General features: G+C 62.7%; 11 protein-coding genes and 1 pseudogene. 3 read left to right on the top strand and 9 right to left on the bottom strand.

Features of this window, described 5'->3' with window-relative positions; translation table 11 throughout:
• The first annotated feature begins 50 nt into the window (after window positions 1-50).
• Together ACNAZS_RS12210 and ACNAZS_RS12205 are read left to right on the top strand one after the other, a co-directional pair.
• Window positions 51-692, top strand: a complete 642-nt coding sequence (locus ACNAZS_RS12210; RefSeq protein ID WP_415789513.1) for a bifunctional 4-hydroxy-2-oxoglutarate aldolase/2-dehydro-3-deoxy-phosphogluconate aldolase — start codon at window positions 51-53, stop codon at window positions 690-692.
• Window positions 676-1,614, top strand: coding sequence for a sugar kinase (locus ACNAZS_RS12205; RefSeq protein ID WP_415789511.1), 939 nt, complete (start codon window positions 676-678; stop codon window positions 1,612-1,614). Before ACNAZS_RS12210 ends, ACNAZS_RS12205 begins: the two co-directional genes overlap by 17 nt.
• A gap of 68 nt (window positions 1,615-1,682) precedes the next feature.
• Here the strand turns inward: ACNAZS_RS12205 and purU are convergent, their stop codons facing one another.
• From purU to ACNAZS_RS12175, 6 genes and pseudogenes are all read right to left on the bottom strand, one after another.
• Window positions 1,683-2,537, bottom strand: coding sequence for a formyltetrahydrofolate deformylase (gene purU, locus ACNAZS_RS12200; RefSeq protein ID WP_415789509.1), 855 nt, complete (start codon window positions 2,535-2,537; stop codon window positions 1,683-1,685).
• A gap of 25 nt (window positions 2,538-2,562) precedes the next feature.
• On the bottom strand, window positions 2,563-3,672 hold the full coding sequence (locus ACNAZS_RS12195; RefSeq protein ID WP_415789507.1) for an NAD(P)/FAD-dependent oxidoreductase: 1,110 nt from the start codon (window positions 3,670-3,672) through the stop codon (window positions 2,563-2,565).
• A gap of 13 nt (window positions 3,673-3,685) precedes the next feature.
• Complete coding sequence (locus ACNAZS_RS12190; protein WP_415789505.1) at window positions 3,686-4,198, bottom strand: flavin reductase family protein; 513 nt, start codon at window positions 4,196-4,198, stop codon at window positions 3,686-3,688.
• A gap of 38 nt (window positions 4,199-4,236) precedes the next feature.
• A complete protein-coding gene (pdxH, locus tag ACNAZS_RS12185; RefSeq protein ID WP_415789503.1) occupies window positions 4,237-4,869 on the bottom strand; it encodes a pyridoxamine 5'-phosphate oxidase in 633 nt (210 codons plus the stop codon).
• A 66-nt stretch (window positions 4,870-4,935) separates the two neighbouring features.
• A pseudogene (locus ACNAZS_RS12180) lies at window positions 4,936-5,544 on the bottom strand (gamma-glutamylcyclotransferase); the annotation flags it as partial.
• Between the two features lie 41 nt (window positions 5,545-5,585).
• Complete coding sequence (locus ACNAZS_RS12175; protein ID WP_415789501.1) at window positions 5,586-6,800, bottom strand: MFS transporter; 1,215 nt, start codon at window positions 6,798-6,800, stop codon at window positions 5,586-5,588.
• Window positions 6,801-7,087: 287 nt separating this feature from the next.
• Between ACNAZS_RS12175 and ACNAZS_RS12170 the strand changes: the two genes are divergently transcribed.
• On the top strand, window positions 7,088-8,041 hold the full coding sequence (locus tag ACNAZS_RS12170; protein ID WP_415789499.1) for a tRNA threonylcarbamoyladenosine dehydratase: 954 nt from the start codon (window positions 7,088-7,090) through the stop codon (window positions 8,039-8,041).
• Between the two features lie 5 nt (window positions 8,042-8,046).
• Here ACNAZS_RS12170 and ACNAZS_RS12165 read toward each other — a convergent pair whose 3' ends face one another.
• The 3 genes from ACNAZS_RS12165 to uvrA all read right to left on the bottom strand — a co-directional run bounded on the left by ACNAZS_RS12165 (window position 8,047) and on the right by uvrA (window position 15,736).
• Window positions 8,047-8,682 carry an aminotransferase class IV family protein gene (locus tag ACNAZS_RS12165; protein ID WP_415789496.1) on the bottom strand — a complete coding sequence of 212 codons (636 nt, stop codon included), beginning with the start codon at window positions 8,680-8,682 and terminating at the stop codon, window positions 8,047-8,049.
• Window positions 8,683-8,764: 82 nt separating this feature from the next.
• Window positions 8,765-9,961, bottom strand: coding sequence for an aminodeoxychorismate synthase component I (locus tag ACNAZS_RS12160; protein ID WP_415789493.1), 1,197 nt, complete (start codon window positions 9,959-9,961; stop codon window positions 8,765-8,767).
• A 3-nt stretch (window positions 9,962-9,964) separates the two neighbouring features.
• A complete protein-coding gene (uvrA, locus tag ACNAZS_RS12155) occupies window positions 9,965-15,736 on the bottom strand; it encodes an excinuclease ABC subunit UvrA (protein WP_415789657.1) in 5,772 nt (1,923 codons plus the stop codon).
• Between the last annotated feature and the right edge of the window lie 139 nt (window positions 15,737-15,875).

Genomic DNA, 15,875 nt, shown 5'->3' with positions numbered 1-15,875 from the left:
AGAGACAACCAGCCAAAGAGCGATACCCGCCTTTTTACGGAATGCACAAAATGACCAACCCCCTGACGACCCAGTTGATCCAAACGCGCGTCGTACCCGTCCTGCGTTATACCGATGCCGAGACGGCCCTCTATGCGGCCGACATTGCCGTACGCGCGGGCTTTGAGGCCATCGAATTGACCTGGACCATCCCCGATGTACTCGATGTGTTGCAGACCTTGCGCAAACAACACGGGACATCGATTTTGCTGGGCGTGGGAACCTTGATGAATGCGGACCAGGCGCGCGCCGTACTGAATGCCGGCGCCGATTTTCTGGTATCGCCCGGATTAGCGACCGATATGGTGGCGCCCGCACACGAGGCCGGCAAGCTATGTTTGGTGGGCGCATTCACCCCCAGCGAGGTGATGGCCGCCATCCGTGCAGAGGCCGACGTGGTCAAGATTTTTCCCGCTGATACGGGTGGCCCGGCGCATCTGGCGGCGTTACGTGCCGTTTTTTCGTCCACCGTGTTCTGCCCCACAGGGGGCCTGTCGGCGAAAAATATGCACGATTACTTCCAGGCGGGGGCCAGTTTTGTCGGCATCGGTTCGTCGCTCTATGACAAAAAAGCCCTCGCAGCGCGTGATACCGACGGCTTGTTGGCAAGCGTACGCAGCATTCGGGAGGCGGCCCATGGCAAGCACGCATGATTTCGATGTGGTCGGGTTGGGCGAGGCACTGATTGAGTTCAACCAGACCGTGCCGGGCGAGCCGACATATCGTCAGGGCTTGGGTGGCGATACTTCTAATGTGATTATCGCGGCGGCGCGAGCGGGGGCGCGCACGGCCTATTTGGGACGTTACGGGGGCAATGACGATTTCGGCGAGTTGTTGCTGCAAACCTGGCGAGACGAAGGCGTGGATGTGTCGGGAATGTTGTGCGATGAACAGGCGAACAACGGCCTGTATTTCGTGCAGCATACCCAGGACGGTCATCGCTTCAGCTACGCGAGGCATCAGTCAGCAGCTGCGCGCATGCAACCGTCCGACCTGCAACACGGCTTGGTCGAGCGATCACGCTATCTGCATGTATCGGGCATCAGCCTTGCCATTAGTGTTAGTGCTTGCGATACCGTCTTTGCGGCCATGCAGCGCGCGCGAGACGCTGGGAGGCAGTCGTGTCTGGATGCCAACCTGCGCACGCGCCTATGGCCGATGTCCCGCGCACGTGCCATTTTGCGCGAAGCCATCACGCAGTGCGATGTGTTTTTACCGGGGTGGGACGATATGGCGCTGTTGACGGGCTTGGATCAAGCTGACGCGATGCTGGATTGGATCCGAGCGCTGAACGGCCAGGCCGTGGTGGCACTGAAAATGGGTAGCAAGGGTGTGATTCTGGATGACGGGCGCACGCGCACGTCGATCATGCCGCACAGCGTGCAGTCGGTGGATGCCACCGGGGCCGGCGATTGTTTTGCCGGGAACCTGTTGGCCCGCATTTGTGCAGGCGATGACTGGTTGCCTGCCTGCCACTATGCCAATGCCGCGGCGGGTTTGTCGACGATGGGATACGGGGCAGTGGATCCGTTGCCGCGACCCGATCAGGTCAAGGCGCTGTTGCAGCGAGGTTAAGCACACCGTCGGGGTGTCAGGACAGCGGTGTTTCGCCGCCCCGGCCGCGTCATGATCGCAACAGCCTGCTAGCGAAATACCACTGTCTTGTTGCGGTTGAGCACAATACGATGTTCGACGTGGCTGCGTACGGCGCGCGCCAGCACCAGGGACTCGACATCGCTGCCGACTTGCGTCAGGTCCTGGGCGGTCATGGTGTGATCCACGCGCTCGATGTCTTGTTCGATGATCGGACCTTCGTCGAGGGCCGACGTCACGTAGTGGGCCGTGGCGCCAATGATCTTGACGCCGCGCGCATGCGCCTGATGATAGGGGCGTGCGCCCTTGAAACTGGGCAAGAAGCTGTGGTGGATATTGATGGCGCGGCCATTGAGCGCCTCACACATGTCTTGCGACAAAATTTGCATGTAGCGCGCCAGCACCACCAGATCGATCTGCTCCGATTCGACCAGGCTCAAGATTTGTTTTTCTTGTTGGGCTTTGGTGTCGGGGGTGACGGGCAGGTGATGAAAGGGAATACCGTAGGACGCCGCCAGACCTGCATAGTCATTGTGATTCGAAACAATAGCGGCGATCTCGGCGTGCAACTGTCCACTCTGCACTCGGAACAACAGGTCGTTCAAACAGTGTCCCTGCTTGCTGACCATGATCAGCAGACGAGATTTGCGGCGTGCATCATGTATTTGCCATTCCATGCCGAGACCCTCGGCTACTTCGGTGAATTGTTCGCGCAGGCTGTCTACCTCGACGGCGCTGGGCAGGTCAAAGTGCACGCGCAGAAAGAAGCGCCCGCTTTCGTCATCGCCGAATTGCTGGGAGTCCAGGATATTGCAGCCCAACTTAAACAGCAGACCACTGACGCGATAGACGATGCCAGTACGGTCGGGGCAGGACAGGGTCAGGATGTGGTCGTTGTGGGGCATGATCCGAAAACGCAAAAATAGTAGCTTAGGAAGACAGGCGAGCCAGGGTTTCGTCGGCGAGGGCCAGACTGGCAGTCAGGCCCGGGGATTCGATCCCGAACAGATTCACGAGGCCTGCCACGCCATGCACCGCTGGGCCGGCGATCAGGAAGTCCGCGGCAGGCTCGGTAGGACCTGAGATTTTAGGTCGGATTCCCGTATAGCCAGGGGCCAGCGCGCCGTCGGGCAAGGCGGGCCAATAGGAGCGCACGGCATCATAGAATACCTCGGCGCGGCTGGGCTCCAGCGTGTAGTCTTCTTGCGGGATCCATTCGGTATCCGGCCCGAATTTAGCTTGTCCACCCAAATCCAGCGTCAGGTGTACGCCCAGGCCGGCGTGTTGCGGAACGGGGTAGATCAGGTGCGAGAACGGCGCCCGGCCCGTCAGGGTGAAGTAGCTGCCCTTGCACAGATATTCAGTGGGAATGCTGGCCTGCGGCAGGCCTTCGATACGGTGGGCCAGCGTGGGCGCGTGAATGCCCGAGGCGTTGATCAGCACGTTGCACGACAGGCTCATGGCTTCGTCGCCGCCGAATTCAACGTCGAAGCCGCCCTCGGGGCGCACGCGTGCCGACAGCATGGGCGTATGAAACACACATTGCGCGCCTGCGTTTTCGGCATCTCCCTGGTAGGCGAGCATCAGAGCATGACTGTCGACGATGCCGGTCGAGGGAGACAGCAGGGCGGCCGTGCAACGTAGGGAGGGTTCGAGCGCGGTGGCCTCGGCCCCGCTGAGCTTGCGCATATCATCCACGCCATTGGCGCGGGCGCGTTCGGCAATGCCGTCGAGCAGGCGGGCTTCGTCGTCCGTGGTGGCGACGATCAGTTTGCCCAGTCGCTGATGGGGCACCCCGCGCGCGGCGCAGTACTCGTACAGCATGTGTTTGCCACGCACGCACAACTGCGCTTTGAGGCTGCCGGCAGGGTAGTAGATGCCGGCATGAATGACTTCGGAGTTGCGGGAGCTGGTGCCGGTGCCGATGCCTTCCGTGGCCTCTGCCAGCAGGACTTCTCGGCCTTGCAAGGCCAGCGCGCGCGCCACGGCCAGGCCTACTACGCCAGCGCCGACGACGATGCAGTCGATATCTGTACTCATGATTCGATCAGATTTATTGGGAGTTCTTGTGAGGCGGCGTCAGTTCAAAGCCGCCAGCATGAAAAACGAGCGGTGCCTCGCTGGAGTGGCCGCAGTGCTCGACCTCGCCGACCATGATGATGTGATCGCCTTCGATATAGCGGCTGCGGTTACGGCACTCAAACCAGGCGGCGCTTTGTGCGTCCAGCATGGGGGTGCCGTGGGCGCTTTGCCCGTGCGCCAGTCCGTTAAAGCGCTCGCGCGTATTACCTGTGGCAAAGCGTCGGGCCAGTGCGATCTGGCTGGCGGACAACACGTTGACCACGTAGCGATCACAGTGTTCGAAGATCTCGAGCGAGCTCGATCGCAGCGACAAGCTCCACAATACCAGGGGTGGGTCCAGCGAGACGGAATTGAACGAACTGACCGTCAGCCCGATGGGTGCGCCATCGGGCGCCGCCGTGGTGACGACGGTGACGCCAGTGGCGAAGCGGCCGAGCGCGGTACGGAAATAGCGCGCGTCAAAGGAAGGGTCAGTGTTGAGCATGCAGGCAGATAATGGCAGATGGGCCTCGGCCCCCCCGCTCATGGCGAGAGTCGGTCGATGATCCAGCCACCTTGGCTGTCGGGGAGATAACGCAGCCGGTCATGAAGCCGTGAAGGACGGCCTTGCCAGAATTCGAATACGGTCGGCACGAGACGGTAACCTCCCCAGTGCGGAGGCCTGGGCGGTTGGTCGCCATAGCGGTCGCGGAAGGTCTGTTCGCGGGCCTCGAGTTCCGCCCGAGTGACGGGCTGGCTTTGCTCGGAGGCCCAGGCGCCCAGGCGCGAGCCCAATGGACGGCTATGAAAATACGCGTCGGATTCTTCGGGGGCGACTTTTTCGATCAGGCCTTCGATACGCACCTGGCGTTCTAGCGGCTGCCAGAAAAACAGCAGGGCGGCGCGCGGGTTGACTTGCAGGTCGTGACCCTTGCGCGACGCGTAATTGGTAAAGAACACAAAACCCCGCGCGTCATAGCCCTTGATCAGCACAGTGCGCGCCGACGGCTGGCCGGCGCTGTCCACGGTGGCCAGGGTCATGGCGTTGGGTTCGGGGACTTTGGCGGCCAGCGCCTCGTCAAACCACAGGCGGAACTGCTCGATGGGAGAGGCGGCTGCCGTTTCCTCGAGCAGAACGTTTTTTTCGTAGCTTTGGCGCAGATCGGAGACAGGCATGGACGGCGTGGAGTCGGCACGTAAAAATCGGGTAACCCCCAGTTTACCGCCTTCGTCGGAGAACGATCAGTTGTCCGGCAGTAAGTTGGTTTGTTCTTTCAGCAGTCGCGTAATGCGGTCGAGGCTGGCGTCGCGAATACCGGCCGAGCGCAGTGCATTGGCGGTTTCTATCACGTACTCGGTGCAGGGGCCGTAGGTGCCGGAGGCCCGTCGGATGACGGCCAGTAATTCGGCTTCGGGCAGGGCAGGGATGTAGGCGGGGTTGTCGCGGTTCATGATGAAAACCAGCGCGCGGACGGGGCCCTGCTCGGTCGAGCAATTGAGCCAGCGCGGCAGGTAGGCGCCCGTGGACATCTCGCGTCGCCAGAGGGCGGGAAAAAAATCGGGGACGGCATTGCCAGCCAGACGATACACGACGCCGCGGCACGAGCCGCCCCTGTCCAGTCCAAACACCAGCCCGGGGCATTCGGGGGTGCCGCGATTGACGCGCGACCAGAGACAGAGGGCACGATGATGTCCGTGCAAGGTGGCCAGCCGGCGTTCCAGAAAGTCGAATTCGGGGCGCCAGATCAACGAGCCGTACCCATAGACCCAGACGTCCTCGCCGTGGCGCCAGTGCGTCAGCGCCTCTTCGAGGGAGGCGCGCCGCTCTTCTGGCGTCCACAGGCGAAAGGGNGGGGCGGGCGAGGNCAGGGGGGAAGAGGGCGTTGGCAAAGTCACGGCGCGGGCGTTTCAACGTCTTGCGGGGGATGGCGGTTGACCCAGCCGCCCGCGGTGATGGCGGCGGCGTAGGCCCAAAACAAGGGAGCGATACCAATTACCGCACCCAACGCACCAAAGGTCAATGGCAGGGAAACCTGCGAGGCATTGATGAGCGCCAGACGAAGGCCGACGGCCTCGGCGGCACGTCCGTGCGGCGTATGTTGGTGCAATAGCGACAGCATACTCGGTTGGCAGCACCCCAGGGCCAGCCCCAAAACGAAAGAGAGCGATATCAAGACGCTAATGTCGCGGAACATCGGGTACAGCAGGAAATCGATGGCCGTGATGACCATGGCGGTGCGAACTAATGTCCAGGATCGAACGCGGGTCTGGATAAAGGGTAGTGCCAGTCTAATCAGGAAAGTTCCCAGCGCGAAGGCAGCAAGTACGGTGCCGATCGTGGTGGCGCTCAGGCCGATGGCGACGCCGAACAGCGGGACGACGAACAGGTGCGTATCCCAGGCGCCCGAGAAAATGGTATTGACCATCAGAATGCGGCGCAGCGGCGGGACCTGCAGCAGTTCGGTGGCTCGCCGGCGTACGGCTTGCCGCGCCCCAGGGTCGAGTGCCTGGTCGACTTCGCGCAAGGCAGGCTGTAGTCGGCGTAGTCCCGCCAGCGCCAGCAAGGGCCCCAGGCTAAGGATGCCGAAGGCTAGCTGTGAACCCAGATTGTCGATGGCCAGGCCCGCCACGAGCGGACCGCTAAAGCCGGAGCCTGCCATCGTGAGCGACAGCCAGGAAAAATTGCGCAGCCGGCGTTTGGGCTGGGCCTGTCCCAGGACATCCTGGGTGGCGACTTGGTGCAGCATGAAGCCGATGCCAATACTGCAGGAGGCGATGAGCAGGCTGATCTGGTTCTGAATAATGAACGGCAGCAGGGTGCCCGTCACTACCAGTATATTGCCCAGCGTGAGGGGGCGACGTACGCCCACGCGATCAATCCATTGGCCGACACGCACCGACATCAACATGGGGAGAACGGCGAAGACCGCCACTAAACACCCGACAGTGAACGTAGATAGCCCCAGATGCAGGGCAGTTAGCGATACGGTGATGCGCCCGCCGGTCAACGCGAAATGGTTGAGCATGGCAACCACGCACAGTAGACCGGCTCCGGAAAATTCCGTCGCGTGAGGGGAAGGCGAGGGGGAAGGCGATGAATTTGACACTGATGCGGCAGTAACTTCTTTGATTTTGGCCCTAAGTCCGCACAGTGTCGAGTCAACGGCCGATATTGAGATACGCGCTGGGCGCCGAGTCAGATAGCCTCAATCCGTCACGTAACGATGGGGTTAGTACCTAACTGGCGTGAATTAATTGATAGATCACAGAAGTTGTGGCGTTGCCAGGTGTCGGTACCGATCGCCAGAGTCGTTGAGCCTGTCTCATTACTGCAACATTGAACGATCAACCCCTCTGACGCACGCAGGGGGCCGGTCGTGGGAAAATACGCGCCATGGACATTTCATCGACATCGTTACCGGCGAATGAGCTGGGCGAGAAAACGGCATCGGCATCGATTGCCGGCTCGTCTACCCAGGCGACCGGCCATCAGGTTGGCCAGGATGACGCTGACCTCGAACGCCGATTCGGCGGCTTGGCCCGGCTATATGGGCCGGATGCGCCCGCGCGTCTGCGTCAAGCGCATATCGCGGTCGCAGGGTTGGGAGGGGTGGGATCGTGGGCCGCCGAGGCACTGGCGCGTTGCGGTGTTGGGGCGTTGACGCTGATCGACCTGGATCACATTGCAGAGTCCAACGTCAATCGACAGATTCACGCTCTGACCACGACGATCGGGCAATCCAAGGTCGACGCGATGGCGGACCGTATTCTGGCGATCAATCCGGCTTGCGTGTTAACGCGCGTCGATGATTTTGTCGAACCGGACAATATCGAGCAGGTGCTGCCCGGCCCGTATACGGCGCTGGCCGATTGCACGGATCAGGCGTCCGCCAAGATCGCCATGGTGTTGTATGCACGTGAACGCCGCGTGCCCCTGCTGCTGTGCGGGGGGGCGGGGGGCAAGACGGATCCTTTGTCGCTGCGTGCCGGCGATCTGTCGCAGGCCCTCAATGATGCGTTGCTGGCCAAGTTGCGCAATCAATTGCGCCGACATCATGGTTTTCCCAAGGCGAGCGATGCGCGCGGCAAGCCGCTCAAGCGCGTGCCGCGCATGGGGGTGAGGGCGCTGTGGTTTGATCAGCCCGCCATCATGCCGGCGGCTTGGGCGAGCCGCGCCGAAATGGACGACGATATGGGTGCCGCGGGGCAGGCGGTAGCGCCCCAGGGACTGTCATGTGCGGGCTATGGATCTGTGGTGACGGTGACTGCGGCGATGGGATTGGCCGTCGCGAACGAGGCGCTGCGGCTGGCGCTGGCCGGCCAAACACCGGCCACGGCTGGCGCGTGACCGTGTCAGGCGGCGCGCAGTGTGACGTCGAACCAGCCACGTAGCGCGTTCGATAGACGCACGCCTTGCGCATCGCGCAGGTCCGCCAGCGTCAGCACGCGCGCGTGAGCTTGGCCGCGTTCGAGCAAATCGGCACGCTGCACGCCCGGCAGGCAGCCGCTGCTCGTGGGGGGCGTGTACCAGACGCCGCGGACGTGCAGATAGACATTGCTGCGACTGCCCTCGCAGAGTTCTCCGTGTTGATTCAAAAACAGTAGATCAAATACCTCAGGGTGCGAGGCTAACCATGCGGTCGCGTCGGCATACCAGGGCCGATGCGTGGTTTTGTAGCGCAGCAGGGGTTCGTCGGCGTCGAGGACTTGATCCGACAGCATGAGCTGTGGATTGTCGGGCATCGCGGTAAGCGGCGCGGTCTCGATGGTGGGGTGTCCCGACCGGTCCAGCAGCAGACGCACGCGATGGGCGCCCGGTGTGGTCAGACCCGCAGCGACGACGGCCAATGCGGACTCGATTTCGTCGTTGCCCGGCCATATATAGTCCAGCGCGGTGCAACTGGCTTGCAGGCGTTCCAGGTGGCGCGACAGCAGCGGGATGTCGCCTTGCGCATCGATAAGCAGGGTTTCGATCAAGTCAGCGGGCATGTCTCTGCGGGCCTCGAGTGTCTATTAGGGCAGGTGACGGGCCCGTGCGTGGCGGACGGTGCCGTTCGATGCTGCGCACGGCCTATCCGTACGCGGGCAGCGCGTCTTGCAGGATGCGGGCTTTCCAGAGGCACTCCTGCCATTCGAGTTCAGGATCGGAGTCGTGCACGATGCCACCCCCTACACTGTAGACGCCGCGCCCGGTTTTATCCAGTATCAGGGTACGAATCGCCACGTTGAGCGAAAAGTCGCCGTCCGGGGCCAGCCAGCCGATGGCGCCGCAGTACAGACCGCGCGGCGCGATTTCCATCTGGCGAATGCGGCGCATCGCGGCGACTTTGGGGGCGCCAGTGATCGAGCCACAAGGAAATAATGCCCGCAGAATCTCGGCGAATGTGGCGTCCGGTGCTTCGGCGGTCACGGTCGAAGTCATCGTCCACACGGTGGGGTAACGTTCCAGCGAGAATAGCGCGGGTACCCGTACTGTGCCCGGTTGGGCTAACCGGCCGAGATCGTTGCGCAGTAAATCCACGATCATGAGATTTTCGGCCCGGTTCTTTTCGCTGTTGTGCAGTTCGCGGCCAAGTCGCGCGTCTTCACCAGGGTCGGGATGACGCGGCGCGGTGCCTTTCATGGGGCGCACAGTCAGTTGCGAGCCCTCGCGTCGCACAAAGAGTTCGGGAGAGAACGACAGGATCGTGCGCGCGCCATCTTCGATATAGGCGGCATGCGCGACGGGGTGGCGTGCGGCGATGCGCCGATAGAGCTGTTGCGGATCCCCTTGCGTCTGGATATCCAGGGGCTGGGTGTAGTTCACCTGATAGAGCTCGCCCTGGGCGATCAATGTGCGCAGGGTGTTGATCTGGCGCAGATAGTCGGCGCGTGCCATGCGGGGATGGATGGCGGTGATCTGTGCCACAGTGGTCGCAACCGCATCGGGGCCGGCGTACGCATTCGCATCCGCGTCTGCGGGCGCGGGCCAGGGGGCTTCGATCTGCATGCGGTCGAATACCAGCGCCGTCAGGCGAGCCTCACCCGTATCGGCACCGGACGCTGCGGGCCTCCCCGTCGGCGGGGGCAGAGTGGTTTCGGGCGCCAGCCATTCGCCCACCTCATAATCGAGCAGCAACGCGACCCAGTGCCCGGCGCGGCGTGCGGCATCAATGTCGTCCAGGGCGGCGGACAATTGATCCGGGCGTCGGGCCTCGATGCGTTGGCGTAGCACGTGCAGGCTGCGGGCATGCCCCGCCAGCCGGTCTTCAAAGCGGCATTGCGTCACGATCTATGATTGCTGTGAGAGAAATTCCGCCAACACGCTGCCCGTATGAGAACGATCGCGCAAGGTCATGACATGCTCTGGCGAGCCTTCTGTGACGAGTTTTCCGCCACCGGTGCCCCCTTCGGGACCGAGATCAAGCAGCCAATCGGCCTCGGCAATCACATCCAGATTGTGTTCGATCACAACGACAGTATTGCCGGCCTCGACCAGGCGATGCAGGACGTGGATGAGCTTTTCCACATCGGCCATCGACAGGCCCACGGTGGGTTCGTCCAGCACGTACAGCGTGTGCGGAATACGCGATGCGCGACCGGTGGTGATGACGCCCTCGGTCAGGCGCGCTTTGGAGAGCTCGGTGACGAGCTTGATGCGTTGTGCCTCGCCGCCCGATAGCGTGGGCGAAGGCTGGCCCAGCGTCAGGTAACCCAGGCCGACGTCTTGCATGAGTTGCAGCGGCCGGTGAATTTTGGGGTGGGCGGTGAAATAGCTCAACGCATCGTCGACCTCCATGCTGAGCAATTCCCCGGCGTTCTTGCCACGCAGTTGCACGGACAGCGTGTCGCTATTGAAGCGGGCGCCATTGCAGGCATCGCATGGCACTTTGACGTCTGGCAGGAAGTTCATCTCGATGGTGCGCATGCCCTGACCTTCGCAAATGGGGCAGCGGCCGTCACCCGTGTTGAACGAAAAGCGAGCAGCGCTCCAGCCGCGCATGCGGGCTTCGCGCGTGTCGGCAAATTGGCGACGGACGTCGTCCCAGAATCCAATATAAGTGGCCGGACATGAGCGGGGCGTTTTGCCGATGGGGGTCTGGTCGACTTCCAGGACGCGATCGATCGTTTCCCAGCCGGTGATGCTTTCGCAGCCGTTCCAGCGCGGCGTCTTGTCTCGTGAGACGGCCTGCAGCAAGTTGTCCAGCAGCACTTCGCGCGCCAAGGTGGATTTGCCGGATCCGGAGACGCCGGTAACGACGCTCAGTCGTCCGATCGGGATGCGTGCGTCGACGTGGCGCAGGTTATGCAGATGCGCGCCATGGATCTGGATCATGGGGGTGTCGTTTGCGACGGCGCGTCGACCATTGAGCGGATGTTTGAGAGGCTTGGCCAGATAGCGGCCGGTGACGGATTCGGGCGCGTCGATCAGATCCTGGGCGCTGCCTTGGGCAACGACGCGCCCGCCGCGTACGCCCGCACCCGGGCCGATATCGATGATGTGCGAGGCGCGCCGGATAGTGTCGTCATCGTGTTCGACGACGACCAGCGTATTGCCATTGCCCTCCAGGCGGGCCAGGGCATCGAGCAGGATACGGTTGTCGCGCGGATGCAGGCCGATCGTGGGCTCGTCCAGCACATAGCAAACGCCCTGCAGATTGGATCCCAGTTGGGCCGCCAGGCGGATGCGTTGTGCCTCGCCGCCCGACAGCGTGGGCGCGGCGCGATCGAGTGCCAGATAGTCCAGTCCGACTTCTTTCATGAAGTTCAGGCGGCCACGGATTTCCGTCAAAATATCACGCGCGATTTCCCCTTCGCGGCCGCGCGCGACCAGGCCGGTGAAGAACGTATGCGCCTCGGAGACAGGCATGGCTGCCAACTCGGCGATGGAACGATCACGCCAGCGCACGGCCCGCGCAATACGATTCAGGCGCTGACCATCGCACACGCTGCACGTGCTGGCTTCGCCATCGTAGCCGGCATTCCAGGCGGACTCTTCGCCGGTTTGCTCGGCATCGAAATTCTGCAGTTGCACGCCCGTGCCAAAGCAACCGGTGCACCAGCCGTGCTTGGAGTTATAGGAGAACAGGCGAGGCTCGGGCTCGGGAAAACTGGTGCCGCACGACGGGCAGGCACGCTTGACCGAGAAGTGTTGTTGCTGCAGTTCGCTGTCGAGCGCCTCGTGCAGTTTGTTGACAGGCCAGACCATGTTCAGCACGCCCTGGCCGTGTTCCAGGGCGCGCTTGACCGCGTCACGCAACGCGGCTTCGTTGTCGGAGGCGACGACCAGGTCGGCGATCGGCAGTTCGATCGTGTGTTCTTTGTGGCGATCCAGCCGCGGCCACGGGCTGACGGGAATAAACGTGCCGTCGACTCGCAGATGGCTGTATCCCTTGGCGCCCGCCCATTTGGCCAGATCGGTGTAGTAGCCCTTGCGCGCGACAACAAGCGGCGCGAGTAGGCCGATATGCTCGCCCTTGTGATCGCGCAGCAGGCGGGCCACGATCTGGTCGGCGTTTTGCGGCTCGACTGCGGCCTGGCAATCGGGGCAATACTGCGTGCCCAGCTTGACGTAAAGCAGGCGCAGGAAATGGTGAATTTCCGTCATGGTGGCGACGGTGGATTTGCGGCCGCCGCGGCTGGTGCGTTGTTCGATGGCGACGGTAGGGGGAATGCCGAAAATCGCATCGACGTCGGGTTTGCCTGCGGGCTGCACGATGGCGCGCGCATAGGCGTTCAGGGACTCGAGATAACGGCGCTGGCCCTCGTTGAAGAGGATGTCAAAGGCCAATGTCGATTTGCCCGATCCTGATACCCCTGTAATCACCGTGAATTTGTTGTGCGGGATATCGACGTTGACGCTCTTGAGGTTGTGTTCGCGCGCGTTGCGTATCTCGATGGCTTGCGTGCGCCGCTGGCGTTGCATGACGGATTGCAGCGGTGTGCCCGTGTCGTCGCCATAGGCGGTCATGGGTTCGGCCAGCGTGAGCGCCTGGCTGGGGGAGGTTTCGGATGACACAGGGTCGCCCACCGCCGTGGCCGCATTGCTTGGCAGCACGCTGACCGCGTAGTCGCGTAGCGCGGCCCCGGTATGCGAATGCGGATTGTCCATCAGGTCTTGGGGGGTTCCGACGCCGATGACCAGGCCGCCCGCATCGCCGCCCTCGGGGCCCAGGTCGATCAACCAATCGGCCGCACGGATGACGTCGAGATTGTGCTCGATGACCAGCAGCGTATGGCCGGCCGCGAGCAGTTTACGGAACGCGCGCATCAAGCGCGCAACATCGTCAAAGTGCAGCCCCGTGGTGGGCTCGTCGAACAGGAACAGGCTGCCTTTTTTGGCGACGCGGGCCGTTGAGATGCCACTGCGCGCGGCCTCGGCCAAGTGGCCCGCGAGCTTGAGGCGTTGCGCTTCGCCGCCCGATAGCGTGGGTACGGGCTGCCCGAGCCGCACGTATTCCAGGCCGACATCGGCCAGCGGCGCCAGACCGGTCTGGACATCGCGCAGACCCTTGAAAAAGTCCAGCGCCTCGCTGACCGTCATTGCCAGCACGTCGCTGATCGAGGCGTTTTTGCCCAAGTGTTCGATGCGGACCTCGAGGACCTCCGGCCGGAAGCGTTTTCCGTCGCAGTCGGGACAGCGCAGATAGACATCGGACAAGAACTGCATTTCGACATGCTCGAAGCCCGTGCCGCCGCAGGTGGGACAACGGCCGTCGCCGCTATTGAAGCTGAAGGTGCCCGCCGTGTAGGCACGTTCTTTGGAGAGGGGCGCCTGGGCAAACAGCTTGCGGATGGCGTCAAAGGCGCCAACATAGCTGGCGGGATTGGATCGCGCGGTTTTGCCGATGGGGGTTTGATCCACCATGACGACATCGGCGATTTGTTCGGCGCCCAGCAAGCGATCAAACGCGCCGGGGGCTTCGGAAGGCTTGCCTTGATACTTGAGCAGTGCGGGGTACAGGACGTCCTGGACCAGCGTCGATTTACCGGAGCCCGAAACGCCCGTGACGCAGACCAGACGGCCGAGCGGCAGTTCGATCGAGACGTTGCGCAGATTGTGGGCAGTCACTCCCTCGAGCAGCAGGCGCGGGGTATTGGCGGCGACCGGCATGGGGCGCGGCGCCTCGACGCGTTGACGACCGCTCAGGTAGTCTCCGGTGAGGGTGGCAGAGGTGCGCAGTTGTGCCGGTGTACCGTCGAACACAATGCGGCCGCCGCGTTCGCCGGGGCCGGGACCGATGTCGATGATTCGGTCGGCCGCGACCATGACTTGCGGGTCGTGTTCGACGACGACCAGGGTATTGCCAGCGTGGCGCAAGCGGTGCATGACCTCGACGACACGATGCATGTCGCGTGGGTGCAGCCCAATGGAGGGCTCGTCCAGAACGAACAAGGTGTTGACGAGCGACGTACCCAACGCGGTCGTCAGGTTGATGCGTTGCACTTCGCCGCCAGACAGCGTGCGGCTTTGGCGATCAAGTGTCAGATAACCTAGACCGACATCGCAGAGAAATTTCAGGCGCGCCCGAACCTCGGTGAGCAACAGGTCGGCCGCGGCGTCCATGGCGCCGCCGAATGACAGTGTGTCAAAGAAACGCCGGACGCGCTCGATGGGCAGCAGCATCACGTCGTGAATCGACAGGCCGTCGAGTTGCTCGAGTTGGTTGAGGCTCCAGGCGGCACCCACGGGCATGGCGCGCGCATAGCGCGCGTCCCCGGGGGGCAGCACGGCGTCGGCCTCGGCCCGCGATCCCAGGCGCCATAGCAGGGCATCGGGCTTGAGGCGTGCGCCATGGCAAGTGGGGCAGGCCGTGTAGCTGCGATATTTGGACAACAGCACGCGCACGTGCATTTTGTAGGCGCGGCTTTCTAGCCAGGCAAAGAAGCGGTGTATGCCATACCACTGGGTTTTCCAGGCGTTATTGCCGCCTTTCCAGTCGGGGTCGCCGTGCAGCACCCAGTGGCGTTGCTCGTCGGTCATGGCCTTCCAGGGAACGGAAAGCGGAATGCCCGCGCGGGGGGCGTACTTGGCCAGATCGTCCTGGCATTCCTTGTACGAGGGGGTTTGCCAGGGCTTGATGGCGCCCTCGCGCAGGGTTTTGTTTTCGTCCGGGATGACCAGGCCGTAGTCGATGCCGATGACGCGGCCAAAGCCGCGGCAGGTCTCGCAGGCGCCGAGCGGCGAGTTGAACGAAAAGCTGCTGGGCAACGGATCGGTGTACTCGATATCGCAGTCGGCACAATGCAGGCGATCGCTGTATTTCCAGACGTGCGCGTCGGCCCCCTCGTCGTCGAGCGCATGGACGGCCATGTGGCCGCCGCCCATGCGCAGTGCGGTGTCGAGAGCCTCCATCAAGCGGTCTCGCTCGGTACTGCTGTGGCGAAAGCGGTCCTGGATGACATGGAGGATGCGGCGTTCGCCACTCGCCGCGGCGGTGGTCTTGCGTGCGGTCTTGGCAGCTTTGCGGGGGGCTTTGCGAGGGGGGATAGCGCGTGCGTCGCGGGTTTCTTCGCGGTGTACCCGCGTGTAGCCCTGCTGTTCGAGAAAGCCGCGGACTTCGTCTTCGGTGAAGTTGGCGGGTACGGCAATCGGGAATGTGATGACCAGGCGAGGATCACCCGCGGCCTGCGCACGCTGCGCCAGCGAGTCGGCGACCGATTCGGGGGTGTCGCGGCGGACGAGCTTGCCGCAACCCCGGCAGTAGAGTCTGGCGCCGCGGGCAAACAGGAGCTTGAGGTGATCGTTCAGCTCGGTCATGGTGCCGACGGTGCTGCGCGAGCTGCGGACCGGGTTGGTCTGGTCGATGGCAATGGCTGGCAGGATGCCTTCGATGCGATCGACCTGTGGCTTGTCCATGCGATCGAGAAACTGGCGCGCGTAGGGCGAAAACGTTTCGACGTAGCGGCGCTGCCCTTCGGCATAGAGCGTATCGAACGCCAGTGAGCTTTTGCCGGAGCCCGACACGCCGGTAATCACGATCAGCTCGCCGGTGGCGAGCGTCAGGTCCAGGTTTTTCAGATTGTTCTGGCGGGCACCGACGATGCGAATATGAGAGCTCATGACGAGGAAACGTAGCGTGGACAAGGCGGAATTCAAAGCAATCCCGCAGGCGAAAGGATATCGCTGAAATATCTGTATATATAAACAGTATCTCAGATTATTGTTGTTCAGGGTAATTGTCGCTTTCGGCTCGCCTGGC

This window comes from Bordetella tumulicola, assembly GCF_965138755.1.
Taxonomy (GTDB): Bacteria; Pseudomonadota; Gammaproteobacteria; order Burkholderiales; family Burkholderiaceae_B; genus Bordetella_A; species Bordetella_A tumulicola.
This window is presented reverse-complemented; position numbering and strand designations above follow the sequence as displayed.